The following is a 16,402-nucleotide window of genomic DNA, read 5'->3' as shown; positions in this document are numbered from 1 at the left end:
CGGAAAGACTTTTTACGCCCGCCTGTTGAATCAAAAAATAGGAATTCATAGAAGTGCAAATGCCGGTCTGATACCACATTCAGCGCCACCGTCCAGTGGTGCAATCATTTCGTTGCAGCCCTGTCCCAAAATCCCCTGTTTTCAGAACGCCAGAGGTTCAATAGCTACGTTTATATTCTTTATAGATATAATTCATATCATTTCAGTCATTTCCAATAGTTTCCTTCCTGCTTAATATCATTTGGGAATTAGTTCTATCAATAATTCACATATAATAATCAGTTTAATTAATCAATATATTTGCTGATGTGACGGCAGAAAACAGGCTGGAGATGGATGATAGTTTTACGCAACGTTTCTAAAATATTTAATGTCCGTTCCGGTCAGGTTACCGCCGTTGACAACGTCAGTATGCAGGTTGAACAGGGCCAGATTTACGGGATTATCGGCTACAGCGGTGCGGGGAAAAGTACCCTAATTCGCTTGTTGAACGGCCTGGAAAAACCCACTTCCGGCTGTGTGATGATTAGCGGCCAGGATATTGCTCAGGCCAGCGGCGAAGCGCTGCGCCGGGCACGGCTGAAAATCAGCATGGTGTTCCAGCATTTTAATTTGCTTTGGTCGCGTACCGTCAGTGAAAACATCGCCTTCTCGTTGCAAATTGCCGGGGCGCCAAAGGCGATGATCCAGCGCCGGGTGCGGGAGCTAATTGAGCTGGTCGGCCTGAGCGGTAAAGAACGTGCTTATCCCTCCCAGTTGAGCGGCGGTCAGAAGCAGCGAGTGGGGATTGCCCGTGCGCTGGCCAACAGCCCGGATGTACTGCTGTGCGATGAGGCTACCTCGGCGCTTGACCCTCAGACTACCGACGCGATCCTCGATCTGCTGCTGGATATCAACCGCAAGTTGAAGCTGACCATTGTGCTGATCACTCACGAGATGCATGTGGTACGCAAAATCTGTCATCGCGTGGCGGTGATGGAAGCGGGCCGCATTGTGGAAGAGGGCGAGGTATTGTCGGTCTTTACCCACCCGCAGCAGCCAATCACCCGCCAGTTCGTGAAACAGACCGCCGTATACAGCAGCGCCGATACTCCGTTTAATGCCGACCTGGTGGATGCTGGGGCGGGATCTGTGCTGAAACTGACCTTCGTTGGGCAGAACACTCAGCAGCCGATCGTCGGTGAGTTGATACTGAAGTACGCCCTGCCATTTAATATTTTGCACGGAAAGATGATGCAAACTGCCAACGGCACCTTTGGTGAGCTGTGGCTGCAGGTTCCTGCCTCTGGCACGCAGCTGGAAAGCATTCTGGCCGATCTGCACGCCCATGAAATTTCAACCGAGGTGGTAAAACATGTTTGAGTCTCTGTTCCCGCATTTGAAAGTTGACCAGCTGTGGGCAGCCACCGGTGAAACGCTGTATATGACCGCACTTTCCGGGTTGGCGACCTTTGTGCTTGGCATCCTGTTTGGACTGGCGCTGTTTCTGACTGCGCGCGGTGGCCTGTTCCAGAACCGCGCCATCTACGGCGTGATTTCCATTCTGGTAAATGTGTTCCGCTCCATTCCTTTCATTATTTTGATCGTTTTGCTGATCCCGTTTACCAAAACTCTGATTGGCACCATTCTCGGCGCAAACGCAGCGCTGCCCGCGCTGATTGTAGGTGCGGCACCGTTCTATGCCCGTCTGGTGGAGATTAGCCTGCGCGAAGTGGATAAAGGCGTGATTGAAGCGTCGCGCTCAATGGGCGCGCGGTTGAGTACGCTGATTTTCCGCGTGCTGTTGCCGGAGTCTTCGCCCGCCCTGGTTTCCGGTATTACCGTGACGCTGATTGCGCTGGTGAGCTACAGCGCGATGGCAGGCGTCATTGGCGCAGGTGGCCTGGGTAATCTGGCATATCTTGAGGGTTTTCAACGTAACCACGGTGATGTAACTCTGGTAGCGACGGTAATGATTCTGGTGATTGTTTTTGTCATCCAGTTTTTAGGTGATGTTCTGACCACATGGCTCGATAAACGTTAACTTTTAGGAAAATCTAAATGAAAAAAACACTGACGCTGCTGGCTGCAGCAACCCTGGGTGCCATGAGCCTCAGCGCATGGGCGGACACGTTGACCGTTGGCGCATCCAACGTACCGCACGCTGAAATTCTGGAGCAAGCGAAGCCAATTCTGGCGAAGCAGGGTATCGATCTGGAGATCAAACCGTTCCAGGATTACATCCTGCCGAACACTGCGTTGGCGAGCCATGATATAGATGCTAACTATTTCCAGCATATTCCATATCTGAACAGCGTACTGAAAGATCACGCGGGCGATAAGACCTATGATTTTGTCAGCGCGGGCGCAATTCATATCGAGCCAATCGGTATCTATTCCAGGAAGTTTAAGTCACTGAAAGACCTGCCGGAGAACGGCAAAGTGATTATGCGCGATGCGGTGGCGGAAGAGGGGCGGATTCTGTCTATCTTTGAGAAAGAGGGCGTGATTAAGCTGAAGCCAGGCGTGAGCAAGATTGATGCGCGCATTACCGACATCGTTGAAAACCCGAAGCACCTGAAGTTCCTGCCTAACGTTGAGGGCGCGTTGCTGCCGCAGATGTATAACAATGATGAAGGCGATGCGGTGGTGATTAACGCCAACTATGCGATTGATGCGGGCCTTAACCCAGTTAAAGATCCTATCGCGGTAGAGAGCGGTGAGAATAACCCGTATGCTAATATTATTACCGTGCACCGCGGTGATGAGAATAAGCCGGATATTAAGGCGCTGGTGGCCGTGCTGCACTCAAAAGAGATTCAGGATTGGATCCGCACTAAGTATAAAGGCGCGGTGATCCCTGTCAGTAACTGAGTTTTTACCGTCTGAGGTTTCGGACTGGGGGAACTGAAATAGCGTGGAAAAGCCGGCTTTGTGAGGCTGTACATAAGATTGTGTCATTGCCTGATTTTGATAGGTTCAATCCACCATCAAAAACAGGTTGTGTTATGGACAAAAAAACAGTTGCAGGCTCTGGCTAACGAACTGGCCAAAAATCTCAAAATCTCTGAAGATCTCAGCCAGTTCGCTCTCCTCCTGAAGAAAATCGGCCTTGAGGCGGCTCTCAACGCCGAAATGTCCTACCTCCGGGCTACGATAAATATCAGCCCACATCGGGGGGTTAACGCCCGTAACTCATCGCCACGTTTTGAGCGGCGGTCATCTGCATGTACTCCCCGCTGGTGAACTCCCCCCCATCCGGGCCGCAGCGACGGAAGGAATGGGATCGGACTCTTGCCCCCCCTTTGTTGTGAAACGGAGACTGAGCGAAGGCAAGCTGGTAGAAGTTTTGCCGGGAATAAGTGCGGCAGAGCTCGCCGTCCATGTCATATATCCCAGCCGCAGACATCTACCAGCGCGTGTTCGAACATTTATTGATGAGTTGCGAAGATATCTGAACAGCGACTGCTTCCCGCCATAAACAGCGAGGAGCAGTCACACCGTTACAGTTTGCTGCTTAACGACCCTTCCAGCTACAGGTATGGATACCCTGGTTATCGAAGGGCTCAAGGCGCTAAAGATCAGAAATCGTAACCCACGGTGGCAACGATGGCGCGTTCAGCTCCCCAGTAGCAATAGCCGGTACCGTAGCAGGCGGCCACATATTTACGATCGGTCAAGTTATTAGCGTTCACCTGTAGCCAGGCTCCTTTCAGACTGCTGTTCCAGGCTCCGAGATCCGCGCGTACGGAAGCATCCATCAGCGTGACAGACGCTAAACGGGTACTGTTTTCGTTATCAGCCCACTGTTTACCGATGTAGCGCACGCCTGCGCCTGCGGACAAACCGTAATCAAACTGGTAGCGCCCCCAGGCGGAAGCCATAGAGTTGGGGGACAGGTACGGTGTGTGGCCATCGTTGCCGTCAACCGCGTCCTTAAAGCGCACCCGGCTTAAGGTATAACTGGCGATGATGCTCAAATTCGACGTCAGCTGGTTATGCGCTTCCAGCTCGATCCCTTGCGAATGCACTTTCCCTACCGGCTCGTAGTAAGCCTCACGTACGATGCGGTTGCCCACGTCTTTCTGGGTCAGATCATACATCGCAATGCTGTAGAGATCCCTGGTGCCAACCGGCTGGTATTTCACCCCGACTTCATACTGCTCTGCGGTGGTGGGTTTCAGGATACTGCCGTCCTGCCCGGACAGCGACTGTGGCGTAATAGCCTGACTATAGCTGACGTAAGGTGAAATACCGTGGTCGAAAGCATAAAGCAATGAAGCTCGGCCGCCGACATTGTCGTCCTGACGGCGGTGTTTTACACCGGTTGAGTAGGTATCCGTCTGTGACACAATGCGGTCATAGCGGCCAGAAAGATCCAAATGCCAACGGTTCCACACCGCCTCATCCTGCAGATATATCCCCGTCTGATAGTAACGCCGCTGACTGCCATAGAAGTCGTAATTATAACGGGCTCCTACGGCTTCCCCTGTACGGGCGTTCAACTGATTAGCGTAGCCGCTCGCGTCTCTGAGATCGTTTTTGTACTGATGGTATTCCGCACCGAGCACGACTTTATGCTGGAGATCACCGGTGTTGAAGTCCGCTTCCAACTGGTTATCGATCGCCCAGGCGTCCAGGGATGATCGCGAGCCGGAATAGTAGCGATTCAACAAGTCCGAATTGCTGGAGTCCCAGCCTATCTGATACACCTGATCGAGATCGACATTAGAGTGGGAATAACTGGCATTAGTGCGGAATGCCCAGGTTTCGTCGAAGCGATGCGCAAACGCCAGACTATAGATCTGCTGGCGGCGTTTAAACTGATCGAGGCTACTGTCGCCATCATAGAAACCATTACTCAGTTTATAGCCGTTATGTTCGGTAATGCTGCCTTCGCCCGGTACAGCGCTGTGGTAACCCCCGGAAGGCGCTTTTTCCAGATAGGCTCGCAGTAGTAGCGAGGTATCTTCACCGGGTTGCCAGAGCAGCGACGGAGAAATGGCGTATTTTTCTTCACGCGTGTGCTGGTACTGTGTATCGCTGGAACGCGTCAGTCCAGTCAGGCGAAACGCCAGCTGATCGTTAATCGCGTTGGTGTAATCAAAAGCGGCCCCCTTGGTGTTATTGCTGCCGCCAAGCAGGCGTATATGACCCTGTTCTGTGAACAGCGGATTTTTTGAGGTCTCCATCACCAGACCTCCAGGGACAGTCTGGCCATACAGTGCGGAGGACGGCCCTTTAATCACGTCAATACGTTCCAGGAACCAGGGATCGACTTGTAACACGTTATAACTACCGGCATCACTCATCAGCCGCAGACCATCGAGGAAAACGTTGTCGACGTCGCTACCGTGGAACCCTCGCAGAGACACCGTGTCATAGCGCGTTGCCGCGCCGGCAAAGTTGGTGAAAGCTCCGGCGGTGTAGTTCAGCGCTTCATTGACAGTTAAAGCGCCTTGATCTTCCATCTGTTGACGGGTAATGACTGAAATCGACTGCCCGGTGGTGATCAACGGTTTGTCTGTTTTGGTCGCTCCTTTACTGCTGGTAACCGTGTAGCCGCTGGTTGGTGCATCCGCAGAGTCCACTGTAGAGCCAATAACCGTCATGTTATCTTCGGCAAAGCCGCAGGAGGGAACGGTGGCTGCCAGACCACACAAAAAAACAGAACGTTTCAGCGTAAAGGCGATCCCCATTATCAAATCCTCATTATTTAAAGCGCAGGAAACGTCATTATCACTGCATCGTGCCGTTTTCAGGCTATGCGCGGCGATGAGTTATGTATGAGCAACAACAAAAGAAGGTTAACTATTGCGTACCGCGCTTGGTGCGATACCGTAGCGGCGGCGAAAAGCAGTGGCAAAATTCGTGGCGTGTTGATAGCCGGACATCCAGGCCGCCTGCTGGACGCTGTAACCCTGTTGTAGATGCTGATACGCCAGCGCCAGCCGACGGTCACGCAGGTAATCGAACACTGAGTCGCCATACGCCTGACGGAACTTAGCGCTGAGGCTACTGGGGCTCATTGCCGCATTGCGCGCCAGCTCGTACAGCGTATGCTCCTGTTGCGGCTGCTGCTCCAGTCGCTGACGTACGCCTTCAAGCCGTCCCCACTCGCCGGGAGGGAACAGTGGCGATACCGGGCATTCCGCCATCATTGCATGCCCCAGAACCTGCATTGCCACCCCGTCCAACAGCAACTGGCGTGTTATGAGCGGGGAGCTGCACGCCAGGGCCGCATGGATGCCGGCCAGTAAATACTCCGGCACGGACCATAGACAGCAAGGATATTTCATCTGCCCCCATTCGGATAACAGATCGGCCATTGCTGGCGATAGCTGCAGGCTCTCAGGAGAGAATCCCAGCACCATCGTCTTCAATTGCGCATCCGCCTGATGACTAACGTTCATCACCCATTGCTCGCCTAGTCGGGTGGTTAGCGCCATCCCTGGACGCACGATAAAATACCGCTTGCCCAGCCGGATACGTAAGCAACCCTCCAGAACGATCAGCGAGCACATCGGTGAACTACGCAGCGAAGTGGATTCATACGGCTGCATAACCTGCACGTGGGAATGGGTGAGTTGAATACCTGATGGCAGCAACGTCTCTTCAACGCTCCCTCGTACGACAGTGTGCCGATCTTTATCACAACTGTTGCGAGACGAAAGCGTCGGGAAACGGTAGTCGATTCCATAACGTTCGCCAAAATCTAAGAAGTCTTCAACTAAAAATGATTGCGCCGACGGCGTGGCGGCGTGGTGGTTGGTCATATTCGTCACAGGAAATCAGGAAACGATGGTGAAGTATTATCAGACCAAAGAGATATAACGAACAAGAGGAAACGATAATTATTCTCACTTATATCGGCGGTTCTTTTGAATCGCCACGGGTTTAACAGCCACCTCAGAGTCATTTATGGACTTGATCTCCTCCCTGAAAACAGTGCCAGTCTAAACTGAAGTATCCGGTCTTTATTCCTGCTCACAGAGAGGCTTATTGCCATGAAAAAGAGCCGCTATATCGAAGAACAGATTGCATTTGCGCTGAAACCGGCACCCGCGTCGGGGAAGCCTGCAGAAAGATGGGGATTTCCGTGGCAACATTTTACATCCATGGACTACTTCTGTTTTGCAAGTACTGAATCTGGTTTTGGGTTGTTACTTACATCTATCCGGCATCAGGAAAATCTGTGCCCAAATGGGTAATCCGCACGCAATCGCCTCAACAACTGGACGGCCTCAAAGGCCAGTATAAAAATCAGGTTCCGATTGTGCAGGTGCAACCTGTCGCCATTTCTCAGTACGCTGCAACTTTTCTGGCCGGGTATTAACTTCCCACTGCCTGATACTCGGTCTCATTTCTCAGCATCGACCAGATTATTCTCGCGTTTTTGTTAGCGACCGCCACGGTCGTTTTATTAAATCCGCGCCGTTCCTTATCAATGTATGGATGTGGTTTTACATGACCTTCTGACTTCTGAACGGCCACGCGCTGGATATCACATTGTGGATGCCAGCTGCTGCAGGATACTGGCCAGTTGCTGCCGGTTCGGCCCTGTAACTGAGAGGCACTCCGGCCGCCTTACCTCTTAATGGCGCCCTCGATACTATCCGTGAGATGTATTGTAAGAAGCTACGAAAGATTCCCCGTCAGCCTCAGGGGATTTCATTCCTGAGAGCTGGAAAAGGCACCTGTATAAATAACCGGTAACTGTCAGATCAGGTCTGAGCTAATAAATTTTATTGTCCGGACGGTCACAACTCACCTCTCTCATTCGTCATCTTTATGTGCTAACTACATAAATGAGGAATTGAAATGTCGACACCTTTAATGAATACCGCCCCGGTAAATCACTCGCAAACTATTGCCAATGTTTTCTCCGCCTTGCTGAAAGTGCATGGCAGTATCGACTCGCACGGTCTGGAACGTAAGATCTACCATCTCGTGTTGTTGTGTGCTTCGCAAATCAACGGCTGTGGCTACTGTGTCAAAATGCATACCAAAGAGGCTCGCGAGGACGGTGAAACCGATGCTCGTCTGGACAGCTTGATAGTATGGAGGCATGTCGATGATTTCACGCCTCGCGAACGGGCGGCGTTAGCCTGGACGGAGGCGCTAACGCGGCTTGAACGTCACACCGATTATGGCCCTCTGCGCGCGGAGTTGCGTGAGCACTTTTCTGAGGAGGAAATTAGTGCGCTGACCGCCAATATCACTATGATAAATCTTTGGAATAGAATCCATATTTCCGGCCATTAATATGCAAGACGAAAAGTACGCAGATCTGTTTGAATCCAGAAGGCCGTTTCTGAACGGCCTCGCCTATCGCATTTTAGGCTCTTTGGCCGATGCGGAAGATGCTGTGCAAGACACCTTTATTAAGTGGCTGCATGTGGATCGCCGCACAATCCTGAATCCAGCTGCCTGGCTGACTACGGTCTGTACTCGTCGCTGCCTTGATCTGCTGCGCGGCGCGCAGCAGGCTCGCACTGACTATATCGGCGTTTGGCTTCCGGAACCTCTTCAGACAATGGCCGTTGAAACATCCGAGCAGCAAATGCTGGACCTTTCATCATCGCTATCAATGGCCTTTATGCTACTGCTCGAAAGGTTTACGCCCCGCGAACGCGCGGCGTATTTGCTTCATGATATCTTTGACCTCCCCTATGCAGATCTTGCCATAACTTTGGACGCAGAAGAGGCAACCTGTCGTAAACTGGTGTCACGTGCGCGGGAAAAGGTTGGCCACCCGCAGGTATGTAGCGTTATTCCAGAGGAACGGCAGGAAGCGTTGCTTGCCTCTTTCAAAGCCGCGGTGGAAACCGGGAATATCAAACCGCTTTCTGCTCTGCTGTCAGAAGATATTGCGCTCAGAGCGGATGGCGGCGGCAAAGTTTCCGCCAATCCGACACCGATTATCGGCAAAATCGACGTTCTTGAGTTCATCGGCGGTAAACTGTCTGCGTTTTGGCGAACCTATGAATGGCGACCTGCGCGCATCAACGGCCTGCAAGGCGTTTTGCTCTTTGACCAAAACCATATCGTAGCGGCAGTCAGTTTTGCTCTTGATATCGATGGCTATCTTGCGCAGATATTTATTGTACGCAACCCGGACAAGCTTTCACGACTCGGACGTTTATGGGAAATACCCCTGCGCTAAAAATGCAATGTTCCAGTCACTGGATAAAACCCAACGGGTTTCGTGACGTTCTGTTTTTAGAGCCTAACCTGGCAAGTGAAAACGGCCAGTGGCTTTATCACTCCCGTCGCCGCAGGTTGTGGATTTCCTGTGTGGAAACGGGGCTGATGCCAGGGCTGGCATTACTGTCACGGGGTTAACCATCGTGCCGGAGTGGAAGTGCTGGCGCAGACGAAATCCTTCGTAGTTCGATGGAGAGTCCGGTCGCAGAAAAGCAAAAACCCAGCCATAGGCTGGGTTCTCTGAATAGTGGTGCCCGGACTCGGACTAACGCCGGAGGCGTTGAACGGCGCGCCTGTCGCGCCGGCCCCGAAGGGGTGAGCCGCTGGCGGCGAATAATCGAACGTAGTTCGATGGAGAGTCCGGCTGCAGAAAAGCAAAAAACCAGCCCGTAGGCTGGTTCTTCTAAATTGTGGTGCCCGGACTCGGACTAACGCCGGAGGCGTTGAACGGCGCGCCTGTCGCGCCGGCCCCGAAGGGGTGAGCCGCTGGCGGCGAATAATCGAACGTAGTTCGATGGAGAGTCCGGCTGTAGAAAAGCAAAAACCCAGCCATAGGCTGGGTTCTCTGAATAGTGGTGCCCGGACTCGGACTAACGCCGAAGGCGTTGAACGGCGCGCCTGTCGCGCCGGCCCCGCAGGGGGGAGCCGCTGGCGGCGAATAATCGAACGTAGTTCGATGGAGAGTCCGGCTGCAGAAAAGCAAAAAACCAGCCCGTAGGCTGGTTCTTCTAAATTGTGGTGCCCGGACTCGGAATCGAACCAAGGACACGGGGATTTTCAATCCCCTGCTCTACCGACTGAGCTATCCGGGCAACGGGGCGCATTAAACCGTAATCCACTTCGCGCGTCAACCACATTTCTTGATTTTCCTGCCGATTGCTTAACTTTGCGGCAGTTTTGCATCAGACGCCGCGTTTTGGCCATTATTCACATCATCCCGTTGTCGCCCTGACGAATTTTCCAGCCGCTGACCGCAGAGATGACGTGGCGTAAACCGGAGAGGGTATAGTCGCCGATCACCTCTTCATCTTCGCGCGGCGAGCTGATGGTAATCTCCGCATCGACGCCGTGGCGGTAGGTCCCGTGGTGGCTAAAAATCGTGCCGATGAAGCATTTATCGTTCAGCCAGACGGGAATATAGGCTACCGTTTCATAAATATAGTTGGAGGGGATGCCGCTGTAGTAGTTATCCGCGTCGTCGGAGGAGGTGCCGGGAGGAATGGGGCAAATTGGCGCGTCGCTATCGGTTTGCGGCTTATCCTTCAGCAGGCTGCCCTGCATGATCTCCAGCGACTTAAGTAAATCCGCCTTATCCCTGGCATTCAGCGCCGGCGTTAACGGCTGGTCTTTCTCCGGCGAGCTGATGGTATCCAGCGTATAGCGGTAGCGAATCGTCACCGCAGGGGTCCTGTCCGTCGGGCTGAACGGACGCAGCAGATACAGATTATCCTCGCCAAACTGGCCGTTGTACCAAAGCGCATATACCTGGCCGTTAATTCTGACCCACCGGCTCCACTGGTTGGCCCCGCGCCCGTTGAGGGAGTACAGCGCGCCGGGCACGCCGGCGTCAAAATCATCGTCGTCATCGCTATCGCTGCCGTTGACGCTATCGAAGGTGTCATCACCGCGTTTTAAGACCCCGGTATAGCTGAACAAGCCGGTTCCGCCGACGTAGCTATCGATTATTAAGTCGCGCCTGCCGTCGTTATCGAGGTCGATAAGCGTGAAGCTGACCTTGCCGTTTTCCGAATCAGCGCTGATATCAGAATGAAGAAACGCCTGCCACTCATCGTCGCTGATATCGGCGGAAGGCTTGTTTGTTGACACTAAAGTATCGTCGGCATAGGTCAGCGTAAAGTTGGTGACGTGCCCGGTGAGCGGGAACTGCTCGGCGATTTTATTTAGCTCCAGCTCCGGATTGGCCTTTTGCTCTTTCAGCACGGCGCTATACAGCGCCTTGAGCGCGAGATTATCGGCGTCTTTCTGCTGCTTTGGGCGCACCTGGCTGACGAAGGTCGGCAGCATCCAGGTCCCGCCGGGGGTGATTTCGCGGCACATGCCGGTGGTATATTTCAGGCTCTGGACAAACGCTTTGCCATCCCAGACCCGCTCCTCCCCGCTCACGCAGTCGGCGATGCCGCGGCCCTTGTTGAAGAACGCGATGACGCCATCGGCATAGCTGGAGGCATCGGTGGAGATCGGCTGAGGTTTAGCCTGCGGCGCGCTATCCACCACCCACATGGCGTAACCGTCGTTATAGGCGGCCCGCCAGCACAGCGCCTGGAGAAGCAAATGGCTTTTATCGATCGCGGTGGCGGTGATTTGCCGCTCCTGCGCGGGAATATCTTTGTTTTGCCAGTCATCACAGCGGCTATTCAGCAGCGGGACCAGCTCCGGCAGGAAGCGCTGACTCTGTTTGGCGGTCAGCGGTTCCGGCTGCGCGTTGGCGAGCGTGGGGGCGGCGATAATCTCCGGGGCGGGCAGCGCGTTCAGCGTATTGCTATCGTCGGCATCGCCTTTGCGCAGCAGCGCATCCGCGGTACCCAGGCGCTGCTGAAATTCATCGATCTTGAGAAACACCGCGCTGCTGCCCGCGCTCGAGAGCGGTTTGCGCTCTCCGTTGAGCGAAATCTCAATCCGGCTTTCATGCTCGAGGGCCTGAATCAGCGCGGCCGTTTGCGTGCTATCGAAGCGGAAGTGGCTGTCGTCTTTGGCATCCAGCGTCCCGCGATCCTGATTGTCGATCAGCAGGCGAACGGTGGCGTCAGGGGGAATATCACGATCGGTCTGGGCAAAGGTCACCTGGCCGCTTACGCGCTGCTCCGGGCCTGCGCTGCGGGTTAGCAGAACGCTGACTTCGCCAACGTTGACGCCGTAGCCCGCGGCCCGGCAGGTGCCGGTATTATCGCAGGCCGCTTCCCAGTCTTTATACGCGAAAGAAAAACCCTGTACGGGAGCCGCCAGCAGCGATATCGGACATAGCCCGATGATGGCAGCCCAAAGGAGAGAACGCATATAAAAACCCTGTCAGCATATCGGTGAGAGGGAAATTATATGCGCGAAGGATCGGTTAAGATATCGGAATCAGGTTAACGCGCCGCCCATTCGACACTGGGCAAAGCGCAGGATGTCTTCCGCCAGGCGCTGGGCGGTATCGACGTCGGCCTGGCTGCGCTTCACCAGCAGACGGCTCAGACAGCCTTCGATGATAAGCTCCATCTGTTTGGCGACCATCGCCGGATCGTCCACTTCCAGCTGGGTCAGCAGTTCGTGCGTATAGGCGAGCGAAGCCTGCTTCTGCTGTTCAGCCAGCTGATGAATCGGATGCTGAGCATCCGGATAAAAAGTACAGGCGGCAATAAACAGGCAGCCGGGATAGCGGTGATTGCTCACGCAGCGGGTCAGCGCCGCATAGCGCGCCAGCAGCTTCTGCTCCGTCGTTAGCGTCTCGTCCAGCAGCAGCTGGCGACGCCATGTATCAACCTGATGGCTGAGATAGCGGAGGGCGTCATACAGGAGCGCTTCGCGGTCTGGCCAGAAGCGCTTGAGGTCATCGATCGGATAAGCAACGCGCTCGGCGACCATCTCCAGCGTGGTGTTGGCGATACCTTCGGTTTCAAGAATTTGTATGGCCTCACCCAGAACATCTTCACGTTGCACGGTTTTCTCCTCCATTTTACCTCCTAAAGTGTCGTTCACGGTTGCCGATCGCGCAAATGGGCGCTGAATGCCGCGGCATCCATAAAGCCGGTTACGCGCTGCGCGGGCTGCTCCTCTCCCTGCGCATTGAAGAACAGAATCGTCGGCAGGCCGAGCACCTGCAGATGCTTCAGCAGGGCTACGTCCTGCGCGCTGTTCTTCGTAACATCTACCTGCAACAGAACGGTATCTTTCAGGGCCTGTTGCACTTCCGGTGTGCTAAAGGTGTATTTTTCGAACTCTTTACAGGCAACGCACCAGTCAGCGTACAAATCGAGCATGACCGGTCGGCCTTTAGCCTGCGCCAGCGCGCGGTCGAGCTCATCGACGGTGCTGACGCGGGTAAACGCGAGGTGCGCCTGCTGCTGCGCCGTCGGCGCATCGAACGCCCAATCCTGCAGCGGACGAACGCTCACCAGCGCGGCGGCCAGCAGCACGATCTGCACGATGCGTTGCCACGGACGCGTGGCGCCGAGGGAGGTGATAAATGCCCAGCTAAAGAAGGCCACCGCCAGCAGCGACCACAGGCGCAGACCCCAGACCTCACCCACAATGCGCCCCAGTAAAAAGACCGGCAGCGCCAGGATAACAAAACCAAACGCGGTCTTCACATGGGCCATCCACGGGCCGCTCTTCGGCAGCAGGCGGTTGCCAAACACGGTGACCAGAATCAGCGGCAGCCCCATGCCGAGCGCGTAAAGATACAGCGTGCCGCCGCCCAGCCACAGGTTACCGCTTTGCGCGATGTACAGCAGAATCGCGCTCAGCGGCGCCGTCGTACAGGGCGAGCAGATAAGCCCGGCGATGGCGCCCATGGCAAACACGCCGCCGGCTGAACCGCCCCGTTGGGTATTGCTCATCAGCGTCAGACGCGTCTGCAGCGATGACGGCAGCTGCAGGGTAAACAGGCCAAACATCGACAGCGCCAGCAGAATAAAGACCGCCGACAGGCCGATCAGCACGTACGGATGCTGCAGCGCCGCCTGGAACTGCAGGCCCGCTGCGGCAACCACCATACCCAGCGCGGTATAGGTTAGCGCCATCCCCTGGACATAGATAACCGCCAGCAGCAGAGCGCGGGCGGTGGAGAGCCGGCGTTCGCCACCGAGCACGATACCAGAGATCAGCGGATACATCGGCAGTACGCAGGGCGTAAATGCGATACCGATACCAATTAATAGCGCCCAGAGCGCGGAAAACGGAAGCTGGCCGCTCGCGGTGACGGACCGGTCCGACGCGGAGGGCGCGGCGGTTGTCACCAGCGGCTGCTCCGCGAGCGCCGGACGCGGTTCTACCGGGAGCGGCGGGTTAAGCTTCGGCTCTCCGACGCCGGGAAGGGCCGGACGAGCGGGAGACTGGCCATCGCTGGAGAGCGCCAGCGCCGCGCTGAGCGGCACCACTTTGCTTTCCGGCGGATAGCAAAAACCGGCGTCGGCGCAGCCCTGCCAGGTCACGGTCAGCGTAGCCCCTTTGGCGGCCTGGGTGAGCGTAACCGGCACGCTTAGCCGCTGGCGATAAATCTCACTTTTGCCGTAAAACTCATCGTCGTGCCACTCGCCGGACGGCAGCGATGGCTCAATAAAAGCGGCGTCAGCGGCGCTGAGCTTGATCTGTTTGCGGTAGAGATAGTAACCCTCCTTGATTTGCCAGGTCAGGTTTATCTCGTGCTGGCTCTGCTGAAAATCAAAGGCAAAAGCCTGGTCAGCGGGCACAAAATTTGAGCGGCCGGGCGTATCAAAGAGCCCGGCGAAGGCGGACGTACTGCAGAGCAGCAGAATCAGCGTAATGATGCGTTGAGCCATGAGAGGTAATCAGTGTCTCCGTGAGTGACGGGCAAAACCAGTAATTCGGGGGTTTGATACGGGTGATGGGACTTCAGGCACTCCAGCAGCGCCTGCTGATGGGCGCGGTCGGTTTTGAGCAGCATCTGCACTTCATACTCCTGCTCGAGCTTGCCTTCCCAGTAGTAGAGGGAGGTCGCGCCCGGCAGAAGAGTGGCGCAGGCGGCCAGTTTTTCTGCCAGCGCTTTGGCCGCTAAATCCTGGGCGGTCGCTTCATCCGGCGCGGTACAGAGTACAACAACGGCATCAGGCGTAGTCATCGTGAACCTCGTATCAGCGAAAAGAGGCACTATAGCACGCAAGCTGCGGGGGGATTAATGAAACGGGCCACGATGTGGCCCGAATTTAAGCAGTTTTACAGCACGATGCCGCCGATGACGAACCCCAAAATGACGCACAGGGTAATGGCGATCACCCCGGGGATCAGGAAGGCGTGGTTGAAGACGTACTTGCCGATTCGGGTAGAGCCGGTGTCGTCCATTTCGACCGCCGCCAGCAGCGTCGGGTAGGTCGGCAGGACGAACAGCGCGGAGACCGCGGCAAAAGAGGCAATAGCGGTCAGCGGGCTCACGCCGAGCAGCAGCGCCGCGGGCATCAGCGCTTTGGTAGTGGCGGCCTGGGAGTAGAGCAGGGTCGCGGCGAAGAACAGCACCACCGCCAGCAGCCACGGGTAGTTGTGCAGCAGATCGCCCGCCACGGCCTGGATATCAGAGATGTGCGCCTTCACGAAGGTATCGCCCAGCCAGGCGACGCCGAGCACGCAGACGCAGGCGCTCATCCCGGATTTAAAGGTGCTGGCGTTCAGCACTTCGCTGGTATCGATCTTACTGGTGATGCTAATCAACGTGGCGATGGTCAGCATGAAGACCACGATCGCTTCGTTGCGCGGCAGCACCGGGTTCTGAATCAGCCCGACGGTATCGCTGATGGCGGTGGCGTAGAACATGACCGCGACGATGCCGATCAGGAACAGCAGCACGGAGCGTTTGGCGTGCGGCTTCAGCTTGAACACCTGGCTTCCGCGCAGTTTGACTTCCCCTTTCGCCAGGCGCGCCTGGTAAATCGGGTCATCCTTCAGCTCGCAGCCGAGGAAGTTACACACCACGGCGGTGATCATCACGGCGATCAGCGTCACCGGAATACAGATTGCCAGCAGCGTCAGGTAGCTGACGCCCAGCGGCTCAAGAATGCCGGCGAAAAACACCACCGCGGCGGAAATTGGCGAGGCGGTAATCGCAATCTGCGAAGCCACCACGGCAATCGACAGCGGGCGGGAGGGGCGAATGCCTTGTTCCTTTGCGACTTCGGTGATCACCGGCAGGGTCGAGAAGGCGGTATGGCCGGTGCCGGCGAGGACCGTCATAAACCAGGTGACCAGCGGGGCGAGAAAGGTGATGTACTTCGGATGACGGCGCAGCAAACGCTCTGCAAGGCTGACCAGATAGTCCATACCGCCGGCAACCTGCATGGCGGCAATCGCGGCGATGACCGCCATGATGATCTCAATGACGTCGAAGGGGATCGCGCCGGGTTTAATTTGAAATATTAAGGTCAGGACGAGGACGCCCAGTCCCCCGGCGAATCCGATACCGATGCCACCCAGCCTGGCTCCCAGGTAGATAGCCAGCAGGACAATAACAAGTTCTGCACCAAACATATGTTCCTTCCTTGTTTTT

The 16,402-nt window shown here is 55.4% G+C and carries 14 protein-coding genes, 1 tRNA gene and 2 pseudogenes; 8 read left to right on the top strand and 9 right to left on the bottom strand.

Annotated features, from left to right (window positions below; genetic code table 11):
• Nucleotides 1-336 precede the first annotated feature (336 nt).
• From ABOC21_RS22915 to ABOC21_RS22895, 5 genes and pseudogenes are all read left to right on the top strand, one after another.
• Nucleotides 337-1,362, top strand: a complete 1,026-nt coding sequence (locus tag ABOC21_RS22915; RefSeq protein WP_426813384.1) for a methionine ABC transporter ATP-binding protein — start codon at nucleotides 337-339, stop codon at nucleotides 1,360-1,362.
• A complete protein-coding gene (locus ABOC21_RS22910) occupies nucleotides 1,355-2,023 on the top strand; it encodes a methionine ABC transporter permease (RefSeq protein ID WP_426813383.1) in 669 nt (222 codons plus the stop codon). The genes ABOC21_RS22915 and ABOC21_RS22910 overlap by 8 nt, the downstream gene beginning before the upstream one ends.
• A gap of 17 nt (nucleotides 2,024-2,040) precedes the next feature.
• Nucleotides 2,041-2,853 carry a MetQ/NlpA family ABC transporter substrate-binding protein gene (locus ABOC21_RS22905; RefSeq protein WP_095104466.1) on the top strand — a complete coding sequence of 271 codons (813 nt, stop codon included), beginning with the start codon at nucleotides 2,041-2,043 and terminating at the stop codon, nucleotides 2,851-2,853.
• A 129-nt stretch (nucleotides 2,854-2,982) separates the two neighbouring features.
• Nucleotides 2,983-3,174: pseudogene (locus tag ABOC21_RS22900) on the top strand (hypothetical protein); the annotation flags it as partial.
• 85 nt (nucleotides 3,175-3,259) lie between these two features.
• A complete protein-coding gene (locus tag ABOC21_RS22895; RefSeq protein WP_426813382.1) occupies nucleotides 3,260-3,460 on the top strand; it encodes a LysR substrate-binding domain-containing protein in 201 nt (66 codons plus the stop codon).
• A gap of 100 nt (nucleotides 3,461-3,560) precedes the next feature.
• On the opposite strand, the gene ABOC21_RS22890 is transcribed toward ABOC21_RS22895, so the two are convergent.
• Both ABOC21_RS22890 and ABOC21_RS22885 read right to left on the bottom strand, forming a co-directional pair.
• Nucleotides 3,561-5,591 carry a TonB-dependent siderophore receptor gene (locus ABOC21_RS22890; protein ID WP_426815565.1) on the bottom strand — a complete coding sequence of 677 codons (2,031 nt, stop codon included), beginning with the start codon at nucleotides 5,589-5,591 and terminating at the stop codon, nucleotides 3,561-3,563.
• 195 nt (nucleotides 5,592-5,786) lie between these two features.
• Nucleotides 5,787-6,755, bottom strand: coding sequence for a helix-turn-helix transcriptional regulator (locus tag ABOC21_RS22885; protein WP_426815564.1), 969 nt, complete (start codon nucleotides 6,753-6,755; stop codon nucleotides 5,787-5,789).
• Nucleotides 6,756-7,174: 419 nt separating this feature from the next.
• On the opposite strand from ABOC21_RS22885, the gene ABOC21_RS22880 reads away from it, so the two are divergent.
• Nucleotides 7,175-7,315, top strand: a complete 141-nt coding sequence (locus tag ABOC21_RS22880) for a hypothetical protein (protein WP_426813381.1) — start codon at nucleotides 7,175-7,177, stop codon at nucleotides 7,313-7,315.
• On the opposite strand, the pseudogene ABOC21_RS22875 reads toward ABOC21_RS22880, so the two are convergent.
• Nucleotides 7,312-7,425, bottom strand: a pseudogene (locus tag ABOC21_RS22875) (IS110 family transposase); the annotation flags it as partial. The gene ABOC21_RS22880 and the pseudogene ABOC21_RS22875 sit on opposite strands and share 4 nt — an antisense overlap.
• A 375-nt stretch (nucleotides 7,426-7,800) precedes the next feature.
• Between ABOC21_RS22875 and ABOC21_RS22870 the strand changes: the two are divergent.
• Both ABOC21_RS22870 and sigJ read left to right on the top strand, forming a co-directional pair.
• The gene (locus tag ABOC21_RS22870; RefSeq protein WP_095104460.1) at nucleotides 7,801-8,244 is read left to right on the top strand and encodes a carboxymuconolactone decarboxylase family protein; all 444 of its coding nucleotides are present in this window, start codon (nucleotides 7,801-7,803) and stop codon (nucleotides 8,242-8,244) included.
• 1 nt (nucleotide 8,245) lies between these two features.
• Nucleotides 8,246-9,145 carry an RNA polymerase sigma factor SigJ gene (gene sigJ, locus ABOC21_RS22865; RefSeq protein ID WP_426813380.1) on the top strand — a complete coding sequence of 300 codons (900 nt, stop codon included), beginning with the start codon at nucleotides 8,246-8,248 and terminating at the stop codon, nucleotides 9,143-9,145.
• Between the two features lie 777 nt (nucleotides 9,146-9,922).
• On the opposite strand, the gene ABOC21_RS22860 is transcribed toward sigJ, so the two are convergent.
• The 6 genes from ABOC21_RS22860 to ABOC21_RS22835 form a co-directional block, all read right to left on the bottom strand.
• Nucleotides 9,923-9,998 (bottom strand) — tRNA-Phe (locus ABOC21_RS22860).
• 115 nt (nucleotides 9,999-10,113) lie between these two features.
• Nucleotides 10,114-12,201, bottom strand: coding sequence for a DUF1176 domain-containing protein (locus ABOC21_RS22855; protein WP_426813379.1), 2,088 nt, complete (start codon nucleotides 12,199-12,201; stop codon nucleotides 10,114-10,116).
• A 69-nt stretch (nucleotides 12,202-12,270) separates the two neighbouring features.
• Complete coding sequence (locus ABOC21_RS22850) at nucleotides 12,271-12,846, bottom strand: transcriptional regulator (protein WP_426813378.1); 576 nt, start codon at nucleotides 12,844-12,846, stop codon at nucleotides 12,271-12,273.
• Between the two features lie 35 nt (nucleotides 12,847-12,881).
• The gene (locus ABOC21_RS22845; protein ID WP_426813377.1) at nucleotides 12,882-14,687 is read right to left on the bottom strand and encodes a protein-disulfide reductase DsbD; all 1,806 of its coding nucleotides are present in this window, start codon (nucleotides 14,685-14,687) and stop codon (nucleotides 12,882-12,884) included.
• A complete protein-coding gene (gene cutA, locus ABOC21_RS22840; RefSeq protein ID WP_426813376.1) occupies nucleotides 14,663-14,986 on the bottom strand; it encodes a divalent cation tolerance protein CutA in 324 nt (107 codons plus the stop codon). The genes ABOC21_RS22845 and cutA overlap by 25 nt, the downstream gene beginning before the upstream one ends.
• 95 nt (nucleotides 14,987-15,081) lie before the next feature.
• A complete protein-coding gene (locus tag ABOC21_RS22835; RefSeq protein WP_426813375.1) occupies nucleotides 15,082-16,383 on the bottom strand; it encodes an anaerobic C4-dicarboxylate transporter in 1,302 nt (433 codons plus the stop codon).
• Nucleotides 16,384-16,402 lie beyond the last annotated feature (19 nt).

Origin of the sequence: Klebsiella sp. WOUb02, from assembly GCF_050058015.1 — a bacterium.
Lineage (GTDB): Bacteria > Pseudomonadota > Gammaproteobacteria > Enterobacterales > Enterobacteriaceae > Klebsiella.
This window is presented reverse-complemented; position numbering and strand designations above follow the sequence as displayed.